This is a genomic window from Enterobacter sp. BNK-29, from assembly GCF_048684785.1.
Classification (GTDB): domain Bacteria; phylum Pseudomonadota; class Gammaproteobacteria; order Enterobacterales; family Enterobacteriaceae; genus Enterobacter; species Enterobacter cloacae_M.
On record NZ_JBLQTU010000001.1, the window covers coordinates 226,927 to 242,473 of the forward strand.

General features: G+C 56.1%; 17 protein-coding genes. 7 read left to right on the plus strand and 10 right to left on the minus strand.

Annotation, left to right across the window (positions count from 1 at the left end):
- The first annotated feature begins 35 nt into the window (after positions 1 to 35).
- Complete coding sequence (locus tag ACMGGX_RS01040) at positions 36 to 1,568, plus strand: SpoVR family protein (protein ID WP_023293929.1); 1,533 nt, start codon at positions 36 to 38, stop codon at positions 1,566 to 1,568.
- 112 nt (positions 1,569 to 1,680) lie between these two features.
- Here the strand turns inward: ACMGGX_RS01040 and fadR are convergent, their stop codons facing one another.
- Positions 1,681 to 2,400 carry a fatty acid metabolism transcriptional regulator FadR gene (gene fadR, locus ACMGGX_RS01045; protein WP_023312180.1) on the minus strand — a complete coding sequence of 240 codons (720 nt, stop codon included), beginning with the start codon at positions 2,398 to 2,400 and terminating at the stop codon, positions 1,681 to 1,683.
- 200 nt (positions 2,401 to 2,600) lie between these two features.
- Here fadR and nhaB point away from each other — a divergent pair, with 200 nt between their 5' ends.
- Positions 2,601 to 4,139: a Na(+)/H(+) antiporter NhaB gene (nhaB, locus tag ACMGGX_RS01050; RefSeq protein ID WP_047061072.1), complete on the plus strand. Its 1,539-nt coding sequence runs from the start codon at positions 2,601 to 2,603 to the stop codon at positions 4,137 to 4,139.
- 143 nt (positions 4,140 to 4,282) lie between these two features.
- Complete coding sequence (gene dsbB, locus ACMGGX_RS01055; protein ID WP_024909807.1) at positions 4,283 to 4,813, plus strand: disulfide bond formation protein DsbB; 531 nt, start codon at positions 4,283 to 4,285, stop codon at positions 4,811 to 4,813.
- Positions 4,814 to 4,936: 123 nt separating this feature from the next.
- On the opposite strand, the gene ACMGGX_RS01060 is transcribed toward dsbB, so the two are convergent.
- The 3 genes from ACMGGX_RS01060 to ACMGGX_RS01070 all read right to left on the minus strand — a co-directional run bounded on the left by ACMGGX_RS01060 (position 4,937) and on the right by ACMGGX_RS01070 (position 6,453).
- Positions 4,937 to 5,377 carry a YcgN family cysteine cluster protein gene (locus tag ACMGGX_RS01060; RefSeq protein WP_024909872.1) on the minus strand — a complete coding sequence of 147 codons (441 nt, stop codon included), beginning with the start codon at positions 5,375 to 5,377 and terminating at the stop codon, positions 4,937 to 4,939.
- A 93-nt stretch (positions 5,378 to 5,470) separates the two neighbouring features.
- Entirely contained in the window at positions 5,471 to 6,130 is a 660-nt protein-coding gene (locus ACMGGX_RS01065; RefSeq protein ID WP_029742142.1) for a fumarylacetoacetate hydrolase family protein, read from the minus strand.
- Positions 6,131 to 6,177: 47 nt separating this feature from the next.
- A complete protein-coding gene (locus ACMGGX_RS01070; protein WP_029742143.1) occupies positions 6,178 to 6,453 on the minus strand; it encodes a YcgL domain-containing protein in 276 nt (91 codons plus the stop codon).
- A 123-nt stretch (positions 6,454 to 6,576) separates the two neighbouring features.
- On the opposite strand from ACMGGX_RS01070, the gene minC reads away from it, so the two are divergent.
- The 3 genes from minC to minE are packed head-to-tail and all read left to right on the plus strand — an operon-like array spanning position 6,577 to position 8,393.
- On the plus strand, positions 6,577 to 7,284 hold the full coding sequence (minC, locus tag ACMGGX_RS01075; RefSeq protein ID WP_059346912.1) for a septum site-determining protein MinC: 708 nt from the start codon (positions 6,577 to 6,579) through the stop codon (positions 7,282 to 7,284).
- Between the two features lie 23 nt (positions 7,285 to 7,307).
- Positions 7,308 to 8,120 (plus strand): septum site-determining protein MinD, encoded by an 813-nt coding sequence (minD, locus tag ACMGGX_RS01080; RefSeq protein WP_029742160.1) that lies wholly within the window; start codon positions 7,308 to 7,310, stop codon positions 8,118 to 8,120.
- Positions 8,121 to 8,123: 3 nt separating this feature from the next.
- Positions 8,124 to 8,393, plus strand: coding sequence for a cell division topological specificity factor MinE (gene minE / locus ACMGGX_RS01085; protein ID WP_008500504.1), 270 nt, complete (start codon positions 8,124 to 8,126; stop codon positions 8,391 to 8,393).
- 75 nt (positions 8,394 to 8,468) lie between these two features.
- Here minE and rnd read toward each other — a convergent pair whose 3' ends face one another.
- From rnd to ACMGGX_RS01110, 5 genes are all read right to left on the minus strand, one after another.
- On the minus strand, positions 8,469 to 9,596 hold the full coding sequence (rnd, locus tag ACMGGX_RS01090; RefSeq protein ID WP_115504063.1) for a ribonuclease D: 1,128 nt from the start codon (positions 9,594 to 9,596) through the stop codon (positions 8,469 to 8,471).
- 71 nt (positions 9,597 to 9,667) lie between these two features.
- The gene (gene fadD / locus ACMGGX_RS01095) at positions 9,668 to 11,353 is read right to left on the minus strand and encodes a long-chain-fatty-acid--CoA ligase FadD (protein WP_420297923.1); all 1,686 of its coding nucleotides are present in this window, start codon (positions 11,351 to 11,353) and stop codon (positions 9,668 to 9,670) included.
- A gap of 203 nt (positions 11,354 to 11,556) precedes the next feature.
- Positions 11,557 to 12,138, minus strand: a complete 582-nt coding sequence (locus ACMGGX_RS01100) for a Slp family lipoprotein (protein ID WP_032658483.1) — start codon at positions 12,136 to 12,138, stop codon at positions 11,557 to 11,559.
- A 37-nt stretch (positions 12,139 to 12,175) separates the two neighbouring features.
- Positions 12,176 to 12,871 (minus strand): tRNA (adenosine(37)-N6)-threonylcarbamoyltransferase complex dimerization subunit type 1 TsaB, encoded by a 696-nt coding sequence (gene tsaB, locus ACMGGX_RS01105; protein WP_181593332.1) that lies wholly within the window; start codon positions 12,869 to 12,871, stop codon positions 12,176 to 12,178.
- A 66-nt stretch (positions 12,872 to 12,937) separates the two neighbouring features.
- Complete coding sequence (locus ACMGGX_RS01110) at positions 12,938 to 14,848, minus strand: ATP-dependent DNA helicase (protein ID WP_039263631.1); 1,911 nt, start codon at positions 14,846 to 14,848, stop codon at positions 12,938 to 12,940.
- 133 nt (positions 14,849 to 14,981) lie between these two features.
- Here ACMGGX_RS01110 and ACMGGX_RS01115 point away from each other — a divergent pair, with 133 nt between their 5' ends.
- Positions 14,982 to 15,326: a RidA family protein gene (locus ACMGGX_RS01115; RefSeq protein ID WP_023312193.1), complete on the plus strand. Its 345-nt coding sequence runs from the start codon at positions 14,982 to 14,984 to the stop codon at positions 15,324 to 15,326.
- A gap of 6 nt (positions 15,327 to 15,332) precedes the next feature.
- Here the strand turns inward: ACMGGX_RS01115 and ACMGGX_RS01120 are convergent, their stop codons facing one another.
- Positions 15,333 to 15,524, minus strand: a complete 192-nt coding sequence (locus tag ACMGGX_RS01120; protein ID WP_033145823.1) for a YoaH family protein — start codon at positions 15,522 to 15,524, stop codon at positions 15,333 to 15,335.
- Positions 15,525 to 15,547: the final 23 nt, after the last annotated feature.

A 15,547-nucleotide genomic window follows, 5' to 3' on the forward strand; every position in this document is an offset into this window, starting at 1 on the left:
CAGACAGAGAGAGCACCCACAACGAGGGCGCGCTAATGGCTACTATTGATTCCCTGAACAAGGACAACACACGTCTGAGCGATGGACCCGACTGGACCTTCGAGCTGCTGGATGTTTACCTCGCCGAAATCGACCGGGTCGCAAAGCTGTATCGTCTGGATACCTACCCACATCAGATTGAAGTCATTACGTCCGAACAGATGATGGACGCCTACTCCAGCGTCGGGATGCCGATTAACTATCCGCACTGGTCGTTTGGTAAAAAATTTATTGAAACGGAACGGCTGTATAAGCACGGCCAGCAGGGGCTGGCGTATGAGATTGTGATTAACTCCAATCCGTGTATTGCCTATTTAATGGAAGAGAACACCATTACCATGCAGGCGCTGGTGATGGCGCATGCCTGCTACGGGCACAACTCATTTTTCAAGAATAACTACCTGTTCCGCAGCTGGACGGATGCCAGCTCCATCGTCGATTACCTGATCTTCGCCCGTAAATACATTACCGACTGCGAGGAGCGCTACGGCGTGGACGAAGTGGAAAAACTGCTCGACTCCTGCCACGCCCTGATGAACTACGGCGTGGACCGCTATAAACGCCCGCAGAAAATCTCCCTGCAGGAGGAAAAAGCCCGGCAGAAAAGCCGCGAAGAGTACCTGCAAAGCCAGGTGAACATGCTGTGGCGTACCCTGCCGAAGCGTGAGGAGGAAAAAACGATCGCCGAAGCGCGTCGTTACCCGTCCGAGCCGCAGGAAAACCTGCTCTATTTTATGGAGAAGAACGCCCCGCTGCTGGAGCCGTGGCAGCGTGAGATCCTGCGCATCGTGCGCAAGGTGAGCCAGTATTTTTACCCGCAAAAGCAGACGCAGGTCATGAACGAAGGCTGGGCGACCTTCTGGCACTACACCATTCTTAACCATCTGTACGACGAGGGAAAAGTGACCGAGCGGTTCATGATGGAATTCCTCCACAGCCATACCAACGTGGTGTTCCAGCCGCCCTACAACAGCCCGTGGTACAGCGGGATTAACCCGTATGCGCTTGGCTTCGCCATGTTCCAGGATATTAAGCGCATCTGCCAGTCGCCGACGGAAGAAGACAAATACTGGTTCCCGGATATCGCCGGTTCTGACTGGCTGGAAACGCTGCACTTTGCGATGCGCGACTTTAAGGATGAGAGCTTCATCAGCCAGTTTATGTCGCCGAAGATCATGCGTGATTTCCGCTTCTTTACCGTGCTGGACGATGACCGCAACAACTATCTGGAGATTTCCGCTATCCATAACGAAGAGGGATACCGTGAGATCCGCTCTCGCCTCTCTTCCCAGTACAACCTGAGCAACCTTGAGCCGAATATTCAGGTATGGAACGTCGATTTGCGCGGTGACCGCTCCCTGACGCTGCGCTATATTCCGCACAATCGCGCGCCGCTGGATAAAGGGCGTAAAGAGGTGCTGAAGCACGTGCATCGCCTGTGGGGCTTTGACGTGCAGCTGGAGCAGCAGAATGAAGACGGGAGCGTCGAGCTGCTGGAACGTTGCCCGGCGCGGTTGAATACGCTGTAGCGTTTTTTTGCCGGGTGGCGGCTACGCCTTACCCGGCCTACAGGTTTTGTAGGCCCGGTAAGCGAAGCGCCACCGGGCGAAAAAAAACCTCTCGTATGAGAGGTTTTTTCTTTTAGCGGGTCTGAATCGCTAAATCACCCGGCAGCGTTTTCTGCATACGGTGCCAGATTTCACCGGAATCGTGACCGTAGCGACGCACCGTCTCATAAACCTGATCGTGCAGGCCTTCGGTACAGAGCTTGCTCAGCTTATGGTAGAAGCCCAGCGCCAGGCTACGCGCTTCCGGATTGGCAAAGTAGTGGCGGCCAATCCGGGTATAAAGCCCTTTCATACCGTTGAGGATCAGGCCGTACACCGGGTTGCCGGAGGCAAACGCCAGGCCGCGAAACACGTTGTAATCGAGGGTGGCAAAAGCATCGGCGTGATCTTCCACCTCGTTCGCTGTGGCCAGCACCGCAAGGGCGTCTTCCGGATGCTGACGGAAAGCGGTACGAATAAAGATCGTCGCGATGTTGGTGCGAACGGAGAGCAGATTATCAATGAGCTGCGGCACGCTTTCATGGTCAAGACGCGCCAGCGTTTCAAGAATGTTCAGCCCGGACGTTTCCCAGAAGTTGTTCACTTTCGTAGGCTTACCGTGCTGGATCGTCAACCAGCCATCGCGCGCCAGCCGCTGAAGCACTTCACGCAGCGTGGTGCGAGTGACGCCAATCAGTTCAGAGAGTTCGCGTTCAGCCGGAAGAATGGACCCCGCAGGGAAACGATTATTCCAGATGCTTTCAATGATGTACTCTTCCGCGAAACCCGCCGGGCTCTGCGCCTTAATGACCATAGTGAGATTTCCATTACACAGCTTTAGCAAATTGGACTCATCATACCAGAGGCACGCTGTAGCAGGTAGCGCGGCAAAGAGAGAAAAGAGGGATCGCCGTTTCATTTTTGTGAAATTTACAATGCAGCCTTATCCGCCTCCAGGCCGCGATTTTTGCGTATACTGATGTTTTGTCTTACTTGACGGGAAGGACGTCTGTTGTGGAAATTTCTTTTGGGCGCGCGCTTTGGCGCAATTTTTTAGGCCAGTCTCCTGACTGGTATAAACTGATACTGTTGGTTTTCCTGGTCGTTAATCCCATCATTTTTAGCGTGAATCCCTTTATCGCCGGCTGGCTGCTGGTGGCGGAGTTTATCTTCACCCTGGCCATGGCGCTGAAATGTTATCCCCTGCTGCCGGGCGGATTGCTGGCGTTTGAAGCCGTCGTCGTCGGTATGACCAGCGCCGAGCATGTCAAAGCAGAGCTGGCGTCTAATCTCGAAGTGCTTCTGCTGCTGATCTTTATGGTGGCGGGCATCTACTTTATGAAACAGCTGCTGCTGTTCATCTTCACGCGGCTGCTGCTCAGCATTCCGTCGAAAATGTTCCTCTCGCTGGCGTTTTGCCTTGCCGCCGCCTTCCTGTCGGCCTTCCTGGATGCGCTGACGGTCGTCGCGGTGGTGATCAGCGTCGCGGTTGGGTTTTACGGTATTTATCACCGCGTGGCCTCCTCTCGCCCAAATGAGGACCTGCAGGATGACAGCCACGTCGAGGCGCATAACCGTGACGTGCTGGAACAGTTCCGCGCGTTTCTGCGCAGCCTGATGATGCATGCCGGCGTCGGTACCGCCCTGGGCGGCGTGATGACCATGGTGGGCGAGCCGCAAAACCTGATCATTGCCAAAGCGGCGGGCTGGCACTTCGGTGATTTCTTCCTGAGAATGGCCCCGGTGAGCGTACCGGTGCTGATCTGCGGGCTAGCGACCTGTCTGCTGGTGGAGAAGTTTCGCCTCTTTGGGTACGGGGCGCAGCTCCCTGAGCCGGTACGTCAGGAACTGCATAAATTCGATGTGCAGAGCCGAAGCCAGCGGACGCGCCAGGAGACGCTACGACTGATTGCCCAAGGGATCATCGGCGTCTGGCTTATCGCGGCGCTGGCGTTCCATCTTGCCGAAGTGGGGCTGATTGGCCTGTCAGTCATTATTCTCGCCACCACCTTTACCGGCGTGACGGACGAACATGCCATCGGCAAGGCGTTTACCGAAGCCCTGCCGTTTACCGCCCTGCTGGCGGTGTTCTTTGCCGTCGTGGCGGTTATTATCGACCAGCACCTGTTCGCGCCGATTATTGCCTTTGTATTACAGGCCTCGCCGGATGCTCAGCTCTCGCTGTTTTACCTGTTTAACGGCCTGCTCTCGTCGATCTCAGATAACGTCTTTGTCGGGACGGTCTACATCAACGAGGCCAAAGCGGCCATGGAGCAAGGCGTTATCAGCGCCGGACAGTTTGAGCTGCTGGCCGTGGCGATCAACACCGGTACCAACCTGCCGTCGGTAGCGACGCCAAATGGCCAGGCCGCCTTCCTGTTCCTGCTGACCTCCGCCCTCGCGCCGCTCATACGTCTTTCTTATGGCAGGATGGTGTGGATGGCGCTGCCCTATACGCTGGTGCTCACGATCGTCGGATTGCTTTGCGTCAAAATTACCCTCATTCCCTGTACGCAATGGCTGGTACAAGCGGGTATACTTGCGGCGCAGTAAACTATGCATCTCGGGCAGTTCGCTGCCCGTTTGCCTTTTCGCACGATAAACATCCAATTACGTTTTATTTCGCCAGGTACAGGTGGCGCGAAAAACGAATTCGTTTACACTGCGCTTTCTAAGCATGTTCCAGGGAAATGATTATGTTGAGATTTTTAAACCAGTGCTCCCGCGGTCGCGGAGCGTGGTTGTTAATGGCCCTGACCGCCTTTGCGCTGGAAATGGTCGCGCTGTGGTTCCAGCACGTAATGGGACTGAAACCTTGCGTACTGTGTATTTACGAACGCTGCGCGCTGTTCGGCATTATGGGGGCGGGCCTGGTGGGCGCGATTGCCCCAAAATCGCCGCTTCGCTATGCCGGTATTGCCATCTGGATCTACAGCGCCTGGAAAGGAATTGAACTCTCCTGGCAGCACACCATGATGCAATTGCATCCGTCACCGTTTATGACCTGTGATTTTGCCGCCCGCTTCCCGAGCTGGCTGCCGCTGGACAAATGGCTGCCGCAGGTGTTTGTCGCATCCGGTGACTGCTCCGTTCGTCAGTGGGAATTCCTGACGCTGGAGATGCCGCAGTGGCTGGTGGGCATTTTTGCGGCCTACTTCGTCGTGGCGCTGCTGGTGCTGATCGCTCAGCCGTTCAAACCGAAGAAACGCGATCTGTTCGGAAGGTAAAAGCAAAACGGCAACCTCGGTTGCCGTTTTTAGTGCTTGCGCCCTATCCCGTGGAAGAGAGTTAGGGTGAGGGCATCAGGCCGCACAAGCACAAAAAAAACCGCCTCGGCGGGTTTTTTAATCTCAACGGGTCGGGTGATTCATGATGTGGTCTTCCCAGTCACGCACCTCGGACTCTTTCACCGCGATGTGGCGCACAGAGATACGTTCACCGTGCATCGCCGCTTTTGAACCGGTTAACAGCGGATGCCAGTCAGGCAGACCTTTCCCTTCCGCCAGCAGGCGATACGCGCAGGTATGCGGCAGCCATTCAAACGTCGGCAGATTATCCCGGGTTAACTTGATGCAGTCAGGCTCAAATTCAAACCGGCGCTCATAGTTGCGGCACTGGCAGGTTTTAATGTTTAACTGCTTGCAGGCAACGTTGGTGAAGTAGATTTCGTCCGTATCTTCATCCATCAGCTTGTGCAGGCAGCACTGCCCGCAGCCGTCGCACAATGATTCCCATTCCGCGTCAGTCATGTCGTCGAGAGTTTTGCTTTGCCAGAAAGGGATGTCGTTCATCAGGATGTCCACACGTCAAAAGAAAGCGCACCTTATAACGAGTCTGGCACGTTGTTGCAAGTTTTGCCGCCCTCTTCAGGCGGCAAGATGGGGTTACAGCACGCGAGTTTTCAGCGACAGGCCGTTAAAACCGACCTCTAGCTCGTCACCGCTGAGTAGCGGACCAACGCCTTCTGGGGTTCCGGTCAGGATCACATCGCCAGGTTTAAGGGTAAAGAAGCGGCTCATGTAGGCGATCAGGGGCACAATCTTATGGATCATGTCTGCCGTGGTGCCCTGCTGGCGGATCTCGCCGTTAACCTTCAGGCTGAGCGGCGTGTCCTGCGGATCGCCGGTAAATTCGCTCACCGGCACAAACGCCGAAATCGGGCAGGAATTATCAAACCCTTTGGCTTTTTCCCACGGCTGTCCTGCTTTCTTCATTTTGCCCTGCACGTCACGCAGGGTCAGATCCAGCGCCACGCCGTATCCGGCAATCGCTTTTTTAACATGTTCTTCTGAGGCCTGGCGAAGCGTCGCGCCGATCAGCACCGCGAGTTCAACTTCGTGATGCACCGAACCCAGCCCCTGCGGCAGCGCCAGCGGCTGGCGTATATCGCAAAGCGCCGTTTCAGGCTTAATAAACAGGACCGGCTCTTCTGGCGTCGCGCTGCCCATCTCCTGAATATGTTTTGCGTAGTTGCTGCCCACGCAAACCACTTTGCTGACGGGATAATCCAGTAATGCACCTTGCCAGTTATGATGTTGATACATGGTCGACCCCTAAACGGTTGATGTGTTGTGCCCAAAAACAGTTGAGACTATTTTTTACCGTTCGCCTCAAGATGCTGTTTTAATAAATTCTCGGGTGGCGGTGGAAGCTGTAAATAATAGCCTTGCTCGGCTAAGGCCGTTTTCACTTTATCCAGATCGGCATTAATCAGTTTCTTACGACCATCAAGCGGCAGCAGCATCGCCAGCTGTGGTCGGCCAAAGTTCTTCATTAATTCTTCAGGCACGCGTGAAAAATCGTCTTTCTTTTCGACATAAAGATAGGTCTGGTCACGGCTTGTACTTCTGTAGATCACACAAAACATGTTTTTACTCTGAATTAATGGGTGGTTGCTTGCCTCAATATACTCCTGACTATAACATGCCTGATACTCTTCGGAATATCGCAGCGAGTGGTTGCGGTTAATAGCAAATTGAGTAAGGCCAGGATGTCAAACACGCCCATCGAGCTTAAAGGCAGTAGCTTCACCTTATCAGTGGTACATTTGCATGATGCAAAACCCGAGGTTATTCGTCAGGCGTTAGAAGACAAAATCGCCCAGGCTCCCGCCTTTCTGAAGCACGCCCCTGTTGTTATCAACGTCAGCGGTCTTGAGGCTCCGGTTAACTGGAAACTTCTCCAGCAGGCCGTCTCCTCGACCGGACTGCGAATCGTGGGCATCAGCGGCTGCAAAGATGCTGAGCTGAAAGCGGAAATTGAGCGTGCGGGGCTGCCCCTTCTGAATGAGGGCAAAGAAAAAGCCTCGCGTGCGGCACCCGCTGCCGTGCAAACGCCCCCTCCTGCGGTGCAAAACGTTACTACCGTCACAAAAACGCGAATGATTGATGTGCCGGTTCGTTCCGGTCAGCGCATTTATGCACCAAACTGTGATCTGATTGTTACAAGCCACGTCAGTGCTGGCGCTGAGCTGATTGCAGATGGCAATATTCACGTATACGGTATGATGCGTGGACGTGCGCTCGCAGGTGCAAGTGGCGATCGAGATGCGCAAATATTTTGTACTCACCTGACGGCGGAACTGGTGTCCATCGCAGGTGAATATTGGCTGAGCGACAAGATCCCAGCCGAATTTTATGGCAAAGCGGCTCGCCTGCTTCTGGCAGACGACGCGTTGACCGTTCAACCGTTGAATTGATCCCTTTTTAACAAGGAATTTCTATGGCACGCATTATTGTTGTTACTTCGGGTAAAGGAGGCGTTGGCAAGACCACCTCCAGCGCGGCCATCGCTACTGGTTTGGCCCAGAAGGGAAAGAAAACCATCGTTATCGACTTCGATATCGGTCTGCGTAACCTCGACCTCATCATGGGATGCGAGCGTCGCGTCGTGTATGACTTTGTAAACGTCATTCAGGGCGATGCCACGCTTAACCAGGCGATGATTAAAGACAAGCGCACCGAGAACCTCTACATTCTCCCGGCTTCTCAGACGCGTGACAAAGACGCCCTGACCCGTGAAGGCGTGGAAAAGGTGCTCGACGATCTGAAAAAAATGGATTTCGACTTCATTGTCTGCGACTCCCCTGCAGGCATCGAAACCGGTGCCCTGATGGCGCTCTACTTCGCTGATGAAGCGATCATCACCACTAACCCTGAAGTTTCATCCGTGCGTGACTCAGACCGCATTCTGGGCATCCTCGCCTCTAAATCCCGTCGTGCGGAAAATGGCGAAGACCCGATTAAAGAACACCTGCTGCTCACCCGCTACAATCCGGGCCGCGTGAACAAAGGTGACATGCTGAGCATGGAAGACGTGCTGGAGATCCTGCGCATTAAGCTGGTGGGCGTTATCCCGGAAGATCAGTCCGTGTTACGCGCCTCTAACCAGGGCGAGCCAGTGATCCTTGATACATTGGCAGATGCAGGTAAAGCTTACGCCGATACCGTTGACCGTCTGCTGGGAGAAGAACGTCCTTTCCGCTTCATTGAAGAAGAGAAGAAAGGTTTCCTCAAACGCCTGTTCGGAGGATAAGTTATGGCATTACTGGACTTTTTTCTCTCGCGGAAAAAGAACACCGCCAACATCGCAAAAGAACGTCTGCAAATTATCGTTGCGGAGCGTCGTCGTAGCGACGCCGAGCCTCACTACCTGCCGCAGCTGCGCAAGGACATCCTGGAAGTGATCTGTAAGTATGTGCAGATTGACCCGGAGATGGTCACGGTGCAGCTGGAACAAAAAGACGGGGATATTTCGATTCTGGAGCTGAACGTTACGCTCCCGGAAGCGGAAGAGTCGCGTCCGTAGGTTTGTGTTTTCGTCGCCCCGGTAAGCGCAGCGCCACCGGGGAAATATGCCGGGTATATCGCCCGGCATATTTTTTTATCGCGGATAACCGTCCAGCAGCGTATTCAGGCGATCGGCCATCAATTCCCCGCGCCAGCCTGCCATCATCTCCGGCACGCCATTCTGCGGCTTCAGCTTCCAGTGCCAGTTCAGCAGCTGGTTAATCTGACGACGTGAGGCGAGCAGTTCCGCACTCAGCTTGCTTTCCGTTGCAACTGCCTGCACCAGCGCTTTGATATCCTTAAACGCTTTGCGATAGCCCGGCATGTCCATCAGGTTCAGCAGCGGTTCCGGCAGCGCATCTTCCGGCAGCTCCTGCGCTTTGGCGACCAGCGCCAGCAGGGTTTTACCGTGGAAGCGGATCTCGCTGCCCGAAAGGCCAATGCTGTCCAGCTCGCCCAGGCTGCCCGGCATATAGCGAGCGACCGCCCAGAGATGCTCTTCGCGAACCACAAAGTTAACGGCCAGATCGCGCTCGCGCGCTTTACGCAAGCGCCAGTCTGCCAGCAGCTGCAGGCATGCCAGCTGACGCGTACGCAGCTGCCAGGCGTTGCTGATATCGCGCCAGGCCTCTTTCGGGTCAACCACTTCCTGACGACGCTGCTGGGTCATACGGCACTCGTCCAGCGCAGCAGCGAGCCAGCCGGAGGCTTCTGCCTCTTTCATCAGCTGTCCGGCAATCGGCAGCAGGTAAAACACGTCTGCCGCCGCATATTCCAACTGACGCTCGGTAAGCGGGCGTGCCAGCCAGTCGGTACGGGATTCGCTTTTATCCAGCGTCAGGCCCGTATACTCCTCCACCATGGCAGCAAAGCCCCATGAGAGCGGACGATTGCTGAATGCCGCGAGGATCTGCGTGTCAATCAGCGGCTGGGGCATGATGCCAAAGGTGTTCAGAAAGACTTCCAGATCCTCACTGCCTGCGTGCAGGTATTTCGTCACGGCGGTATCGAGCAGCAGGTCACGCATCGGCGTCCAGTCGGTAATGCCGAGAGGGTCAATCAGCGACACGTGTTTACCGTCGTACATCTGAATCAAACCCAGCTGCGGATAATAGGTCCGGGTACGGACAAACTCGGTATCCAGGGCAATGGCAGGGAAGTCGCGCGTCACTTCGCACAGCGAAGCCAGCTCGTCGTTGGTCGTGATCATCTGGTAATTCAAAACGGGTTCTCTTTTGTTTGCGCCCATAAAAAACGCCGGCTTAACCGGCGTCTGGGCGATTAGCGTGAAGCTCAGGCCTTATTGTCTACTTTGCCATGGGCTTCGTCACGTAATTCTCGTCGTAATATCTTTCCGACGTTGGATTTCGGCAGCTCATCGCGGAATTCAACCAGCTTCGGCACCTTGTAGCCCGTCAGCTGACGGCGGCAGAACGTTACCAGCGCCTCCTCCGTCAGGGAAGGATCTTTCTTGACCACAAATATCTTAACCGCTTCACCGCTGCTGCCGGAAGGGACGCCGACAGCCGCCACTTCAAGTACGCCGCTGTGCTGCATAACCACGTCTTCGATCTCATTCGGATAGACGTTGAAACCGGAGACCAGGATCATGTCTTTCTTGCGATCGACGATGCGCAGGAAGCCCTCGTCATCCATTACCGCAATATCACCGGTGTGCAGCCAGCCGTCTTTAATGATTTCGTCAGTCGCATCGGGACGCTGCCAGTAACCCAGCATCACCTGCGGACCTCTGACGCAAAGCTCACCCGGCTCGCCCGGCGCGACTTCGTTATCGTTATCATCGACCAGTTTGGCCTCTGTCGAAGGAACCGGCAGACCAATGCTTCCACTGTGATAGTCGATATCGTGTGGGTTCACGCTGACCAGCGGAGCACATTCCGTCAGCCCATAGCCTTCCAGCAAATACTGGCCGGTGAGCTTCACCCAGCGCTCGGCGACCGCCTGCTGAACCGGCATGCCGCCACCCGCAGAGAGATGCAGCGTGGAGAAATCCAGCTGCTGGAACTCTTTGTTATTAAGCAGCGCGTTAAACAGGGTGTTTACCCCCGTCATGGCGGTGAACGGGTATTTCGACAGCTCTTTCACCAGGCCCGGGATATCGCGCGGGTTGGTGATGAGGATGTTCTGACCACCCAGTTCAATAAACAGCAGGCAGTTCATGGTCAGCGCAAAGATGTGATACAGCGGAAGCGCGGTGATCACCACCTCTTTGCCCGGATGCAGCAGCGGCCCGTAGGTAGCGTTCACCTGTTCAAGGTTTGCCAGCATATTGCGGTGGGTAAGCATGGCCCCTTTAGCAACGCCGGTGGTCCCACCCGTGTATTGCAGAAACGCAAGATCTTCCGCGACCACTTCGGGTTTCACATACTGCATACGGTAGCCCGCATGCAGCGCGCGGCGGAACGAGATGGCGTCCGGCAGGTGGTATTTTGGCACCAGGCGCTTGACGTATTTGACGACAAAGTTAACCAGCGTGCCTTTGGCAGTGGAGAGTTGATCTCCCATGCGCGTCAGGATGACGTGTTTAACCTGGGTTTTGTCGACCACTTTTTCCAGCGTGTGGGCGAAGTTGGACACAATGACAATCGCCGCTGCGCCGCTGTCGTTCAGCTGATGCTCCAGCTCGCGCGGGGTGTACAGCGGGTTGACGTTGACGACAATCATCCCGGCTCGCAGGATACCGAACAACGCCACCGGGTATTGCAGCAGGTTCGGCATCATCAGAGCGACGCGGTCCCCTTTTTGCAGCCCCAGCCCTTCCTGCAGATACGCCGCAAACGCGCGGCTACGCTCCTCAAGCTTACGGAACGTCATGACCTCGCCCATATTCACGAATGCGGGCTGGTCCGCGTAGCGCCTTACCGAGTGCTCAAATAATTCCACCAGGGATTGATAACGGTCAGGATTGATCTCAGCAGGAACATCTGCGGGATAACGGTTAAGCCAAACCTTCTTCAATGCATCACCTCTGAAATGAGTGTTCGTCGTCATCACAACCCCGATAATAAACAGTTTGTTAACATTATATTAACTCAGCGTACCAGTTTATTAATTGTTCACATTTAAGGTTGCGAAGCGCGTCACTCTTTTTTTTCGTTTTATCCGTAAAAAAACAGAGACAGCGGCTGAGCCGCTGTCTCTTTTCTAACAATAACAGTGAGTTACTCAGTAACGATCGTCTGAACCTGTGCAGGACCCGGGTTATACCAGCCCCAGCCCGGGTAGCCGTAACGATAAGGATGTGGACCCCACATCCACGGATCCATCGGCTGAGGCGGCATGATCACCTGCTGTGCCAGCCGCCAGCGCTTATAGCCGTTCACCTGCATGGTCATAAATTTATACGGCGTGCTGCCGATTTTGCCCTGCACGGCACCGGTAATCGGCCCGACGACGGTCACCAGCTGTCCGCGAAAATCAACCGGATCGAGGAAACCACTGACGTCCGCATAGATACGGCCGCGGGAGGCCTCACCCAGTACCGGCCGCGCGCCGCTGTCCAGCGGAACGGTCGCGATCTCCAGACGGGTTTTCCCCTGCTGGTTTTGTACGTCGATGACCTTACCGCCAAAGCGCGCTTCCTGGCCGACGTAAAGCTCAGGCGCATTCATCACCCGCACCAGATCCTGCTGTGGCGTCGGGCTGCTGCCCTTAATCGCATCAGGAACGGAAACGCATCCGCTCAGTGCTATGGCAACAGCGCCTGCCATAATAAGGCGTACTACTTTAGTCTGAACCGCCATGATGCGACTCCTTTTTCTCAGTTCCTGTTACTGAGATTCACTCGCGGCCCGGAAGTTTCTTCCACGCAACGGTGTTTCGCAAATAAACCGGCTCCGCGTGTTCAACGGCAACGGTTTTTCCTGCTGCGAGCAGCTGGCAGGCAATCGGAAGCATATCTTCCGCAGCCGGCAGCAGCATGTTGCCGTCCACCAGCGTCACGCCTGTGCCGGTCGCCATCTCCGGCCACGCAGGCCAGCCTGTGCCGACTGTTGCCCACTCACCGGAGAGCTGCTGCAGTCGTTCAGTGACCGCTTCCGGCTTGAGCACGGCTTCCGTCTCTTCGCCGTGCCACACGCCCTGCTCGTCGCGGGTGTATTCGGCCCAGTAAACTTCGCCCATGCGGGCATCAATCGCGGCCAGCACGCGCGTTGCCCCGGTCATGCGCCATGCGCCCTGCGCCATGGTGGCGAGGGTAGAGACGCCGATCATCGGCAGTTCGGCGCCCAGCGCCAGCCCCTGCGCAATGCCAATCCCGATACGTACGCCCGTAAAGCTGCCGGGGCCACGGCCAAAGGCCAGCGCATCGAGGTCGGTTAAGGAGGTGTTGCCCTGGGTTAAAATGGCTTTTATCAGGGGCAGAATGCGTTGGGTGTGTTCCCGTGGGCACTCTTCGAAATGAGCAGAAACAGCACCGTCGTTCAACAGAGCGACAGAGCAAGCCTCTGTCGCGGTATCAATAGCCAGAATTCGCATCAGTCGTCGCGCTCTCGCAAGGGTCAGTCACAAAATGGCGCGCATCTTAGCACACTCCGGGGTAAATTACTCCGCCGTTGGGTTTGCCAGGAAACGCACCGCGCGTTTTATGTCCCGCGTCCGCGGCGCGGGCGGCAGGCTGGCAAGGAAGGTCGCTCCGTAAGGGCGCATCACCAGCCGGTTATCGCAAATGACCAGCACGCCGCGATCGGTAACGTCGCGGATTAATCGCCCTACCCCCTGCTTGAGGGTTATCACCGCGTCCGGGAGCTGTACCTCGTCAAACGGATCGCCCCCGCGCAGACGGCAGTCTTCCATGCGCGCCTTCAGCAGCGGATCGTCCGGAGAGGTAAACGGCAGCTTATCAATGATCACCAGCGAAAGCGTATCCCCCCGCACATCGACCCCTTCCCAGAAGCTGCTGGTTGCTACCAGCAGGGCATTTCCGGCGCTGACAAACTGCTGTAACAGCTGGCCTTTGCTGGTTTCTCCCTGCAACAGCACCGGTAAGGTCATGGTGGCGCGGAACTGCTCGGCGAGATCACGCATCATGGCGTGAGAGGTGCAGAGCATAAAGCAACGGCCGTTGTTGGCCTCGATCATCGGTTTTAACATCGCGGCCAGATGGCGCGCCGCACCCGGCTGGTTCGGCAGCGGCAGATTACGGGGAACGCAGAGCAGCGCCTGTTTTTCGTAATCGAACGGGCTGGGCAGGAGCAGCGATTCCGCATCCTCAATGCCGAGACGTTCCGTGAAGTGATGCAGATCGTCATTCACCGACAGGGTTGCCGAGGTGAAGATCCAGCTTCCAGGCTTTTGTGCCATCACCTCTTTAAATTTATCCGCCACCGTCAGCGGCGTGAGCGCCAGCGTGAAGTGCCGCGAGGTACACTCATACCAGTAGCTGAACCCCGGCTGGTTAATCTCTTTCAGCCGTTTGAGCCGCCCGCGATAGAGCGTGGCGCGTTCGAAGGCCGCGTCCAGCAGCGCGGAACGGCCGAGGGACAGCTTTGCCACGTCGTAGCAGAGTTCGAGGGCATCATCGAGCAGCAGCAGCGCGCGCTGGATGTTTTTGTCCGCCAGCAGCTCGCGCAGGTTACCGCGATAGCCCGGCTCGCCGAGCTGCAAGCGGAAATCCTGCGCGCTTTGCGCCAGACGGTCGGCGCACTTCTGCAGCTGCTGGGTATCTTTGAGTTCGGTCCGGTAAGCGATGGTGAAATCTTTCGCCAGATCCTGCAGCTGGCGGCTGGAAAGCGACTGGCCGAAGTACTGGCTGGCGATGTCCGGAAGCTGATGGGCTTCGTCGAAGATCATCACGTCCGCCTCCGGGATCAGCTCGCCGAAACCGCTATCCTTGACGACCATATCCGCGAGGAACAGATGGTGGTTCACCACCACCACGTCCGCGTCCATCGCCGTTTTGCGCGCTTTCACCACAAAGCAGTCTTTATACAGCGGGCAGTCGCTGCCGAGGCAGTTGTCGTTGGTGCTTGTCACCAGCGGCCAGGCAGGCGAGTCTTCCGGCACGCTCGCGCAGGTGCTGATATCACCCTCTTCAGTCTGGTTCGCCCAGGCGCGAAGGATAATGACGTCGCTGAGGGTTTGCACCGGCAGGTCGCCGCCCGCCAGCGCCTGCTGCTCAAGACGTTCCAGGCAGAGATAGTTAGAGCGCCCCTTCAGCAGGGCCAGACGCCCCTTGTATTTCAGCGCTTTCGCCACCGTGGGCAAATCGCGGCTGTAGAGCTGATCCTGCAGCGCCTTCGATCCGGTGGAAATAATCACCTTCTTCTTCGCGCGCAGCGCCGGAGCAAGGTAAGCATACGTTTTACCCGTGCCGGTTCCGGCTTCGACCACCAGCGGCTGAGCCTTATCGATGGCGCGTGCAACGGCATGCGCCATCTGGCGCTGAGGTTCACGGGGCTTGAAGCCGGGAATAGCCTGCGCTAATTGACCTTCAGGGGAAAAATCGTCTGCCACGGTGCTCTCTCACTGTATTTTTGCACAGGGATTATGTCAGCCCATCCTCTCCTGTGCCACCCCAAATAGTGACGACACGAGAACAATATGGCAGTCTTGCCGCCTGACGACGAAAAATAACGAGGAAACGTTTATGACAATTGTGCGCATTGATGCCGAAGCCCGCTGGTCTGATGTGGTGATCCATAACCAGACGCTCTACTACACCGGCGTACCGGCTAACCTGGATGCGGATGCGTTCGAGCAGACGGCTAACACCCTGGCGCAGATTGACGCGGTGCTGGAAAAACAGGGCAGCGACAAATCCCGCATTCTGGATGCAACGATTTTCCTGGCAAACAAAGAGGATTTCGCGGCGATGAACAAAGCCTGGGATGCATGGGTAGTGGCGGGTCACGCGCCTGTACGCTGCACCGTACAGGCCACGCTGATGAAGCCGGAATATAAGGTAGAGATTAAGATTATCGCGGCGGTGTAGGCCCGATTACTCTTCTGGATCTTCATCTTCATCTTCGAAACGCGCCACGATCCGCTCGCCGGAATGACTGGCGCGAATCTCCTCTGCGACAACGGTAATCGCCTGTCCGCTGCTCATCCCCTGGGACATCAGTTCCTGAATTCGCTCAACCGCTTTCTGCTGCTGTTCATGGCTCAGAGAAGGTAAACCTGCAAACATCGTCAACTCCTGCTAAATTATTC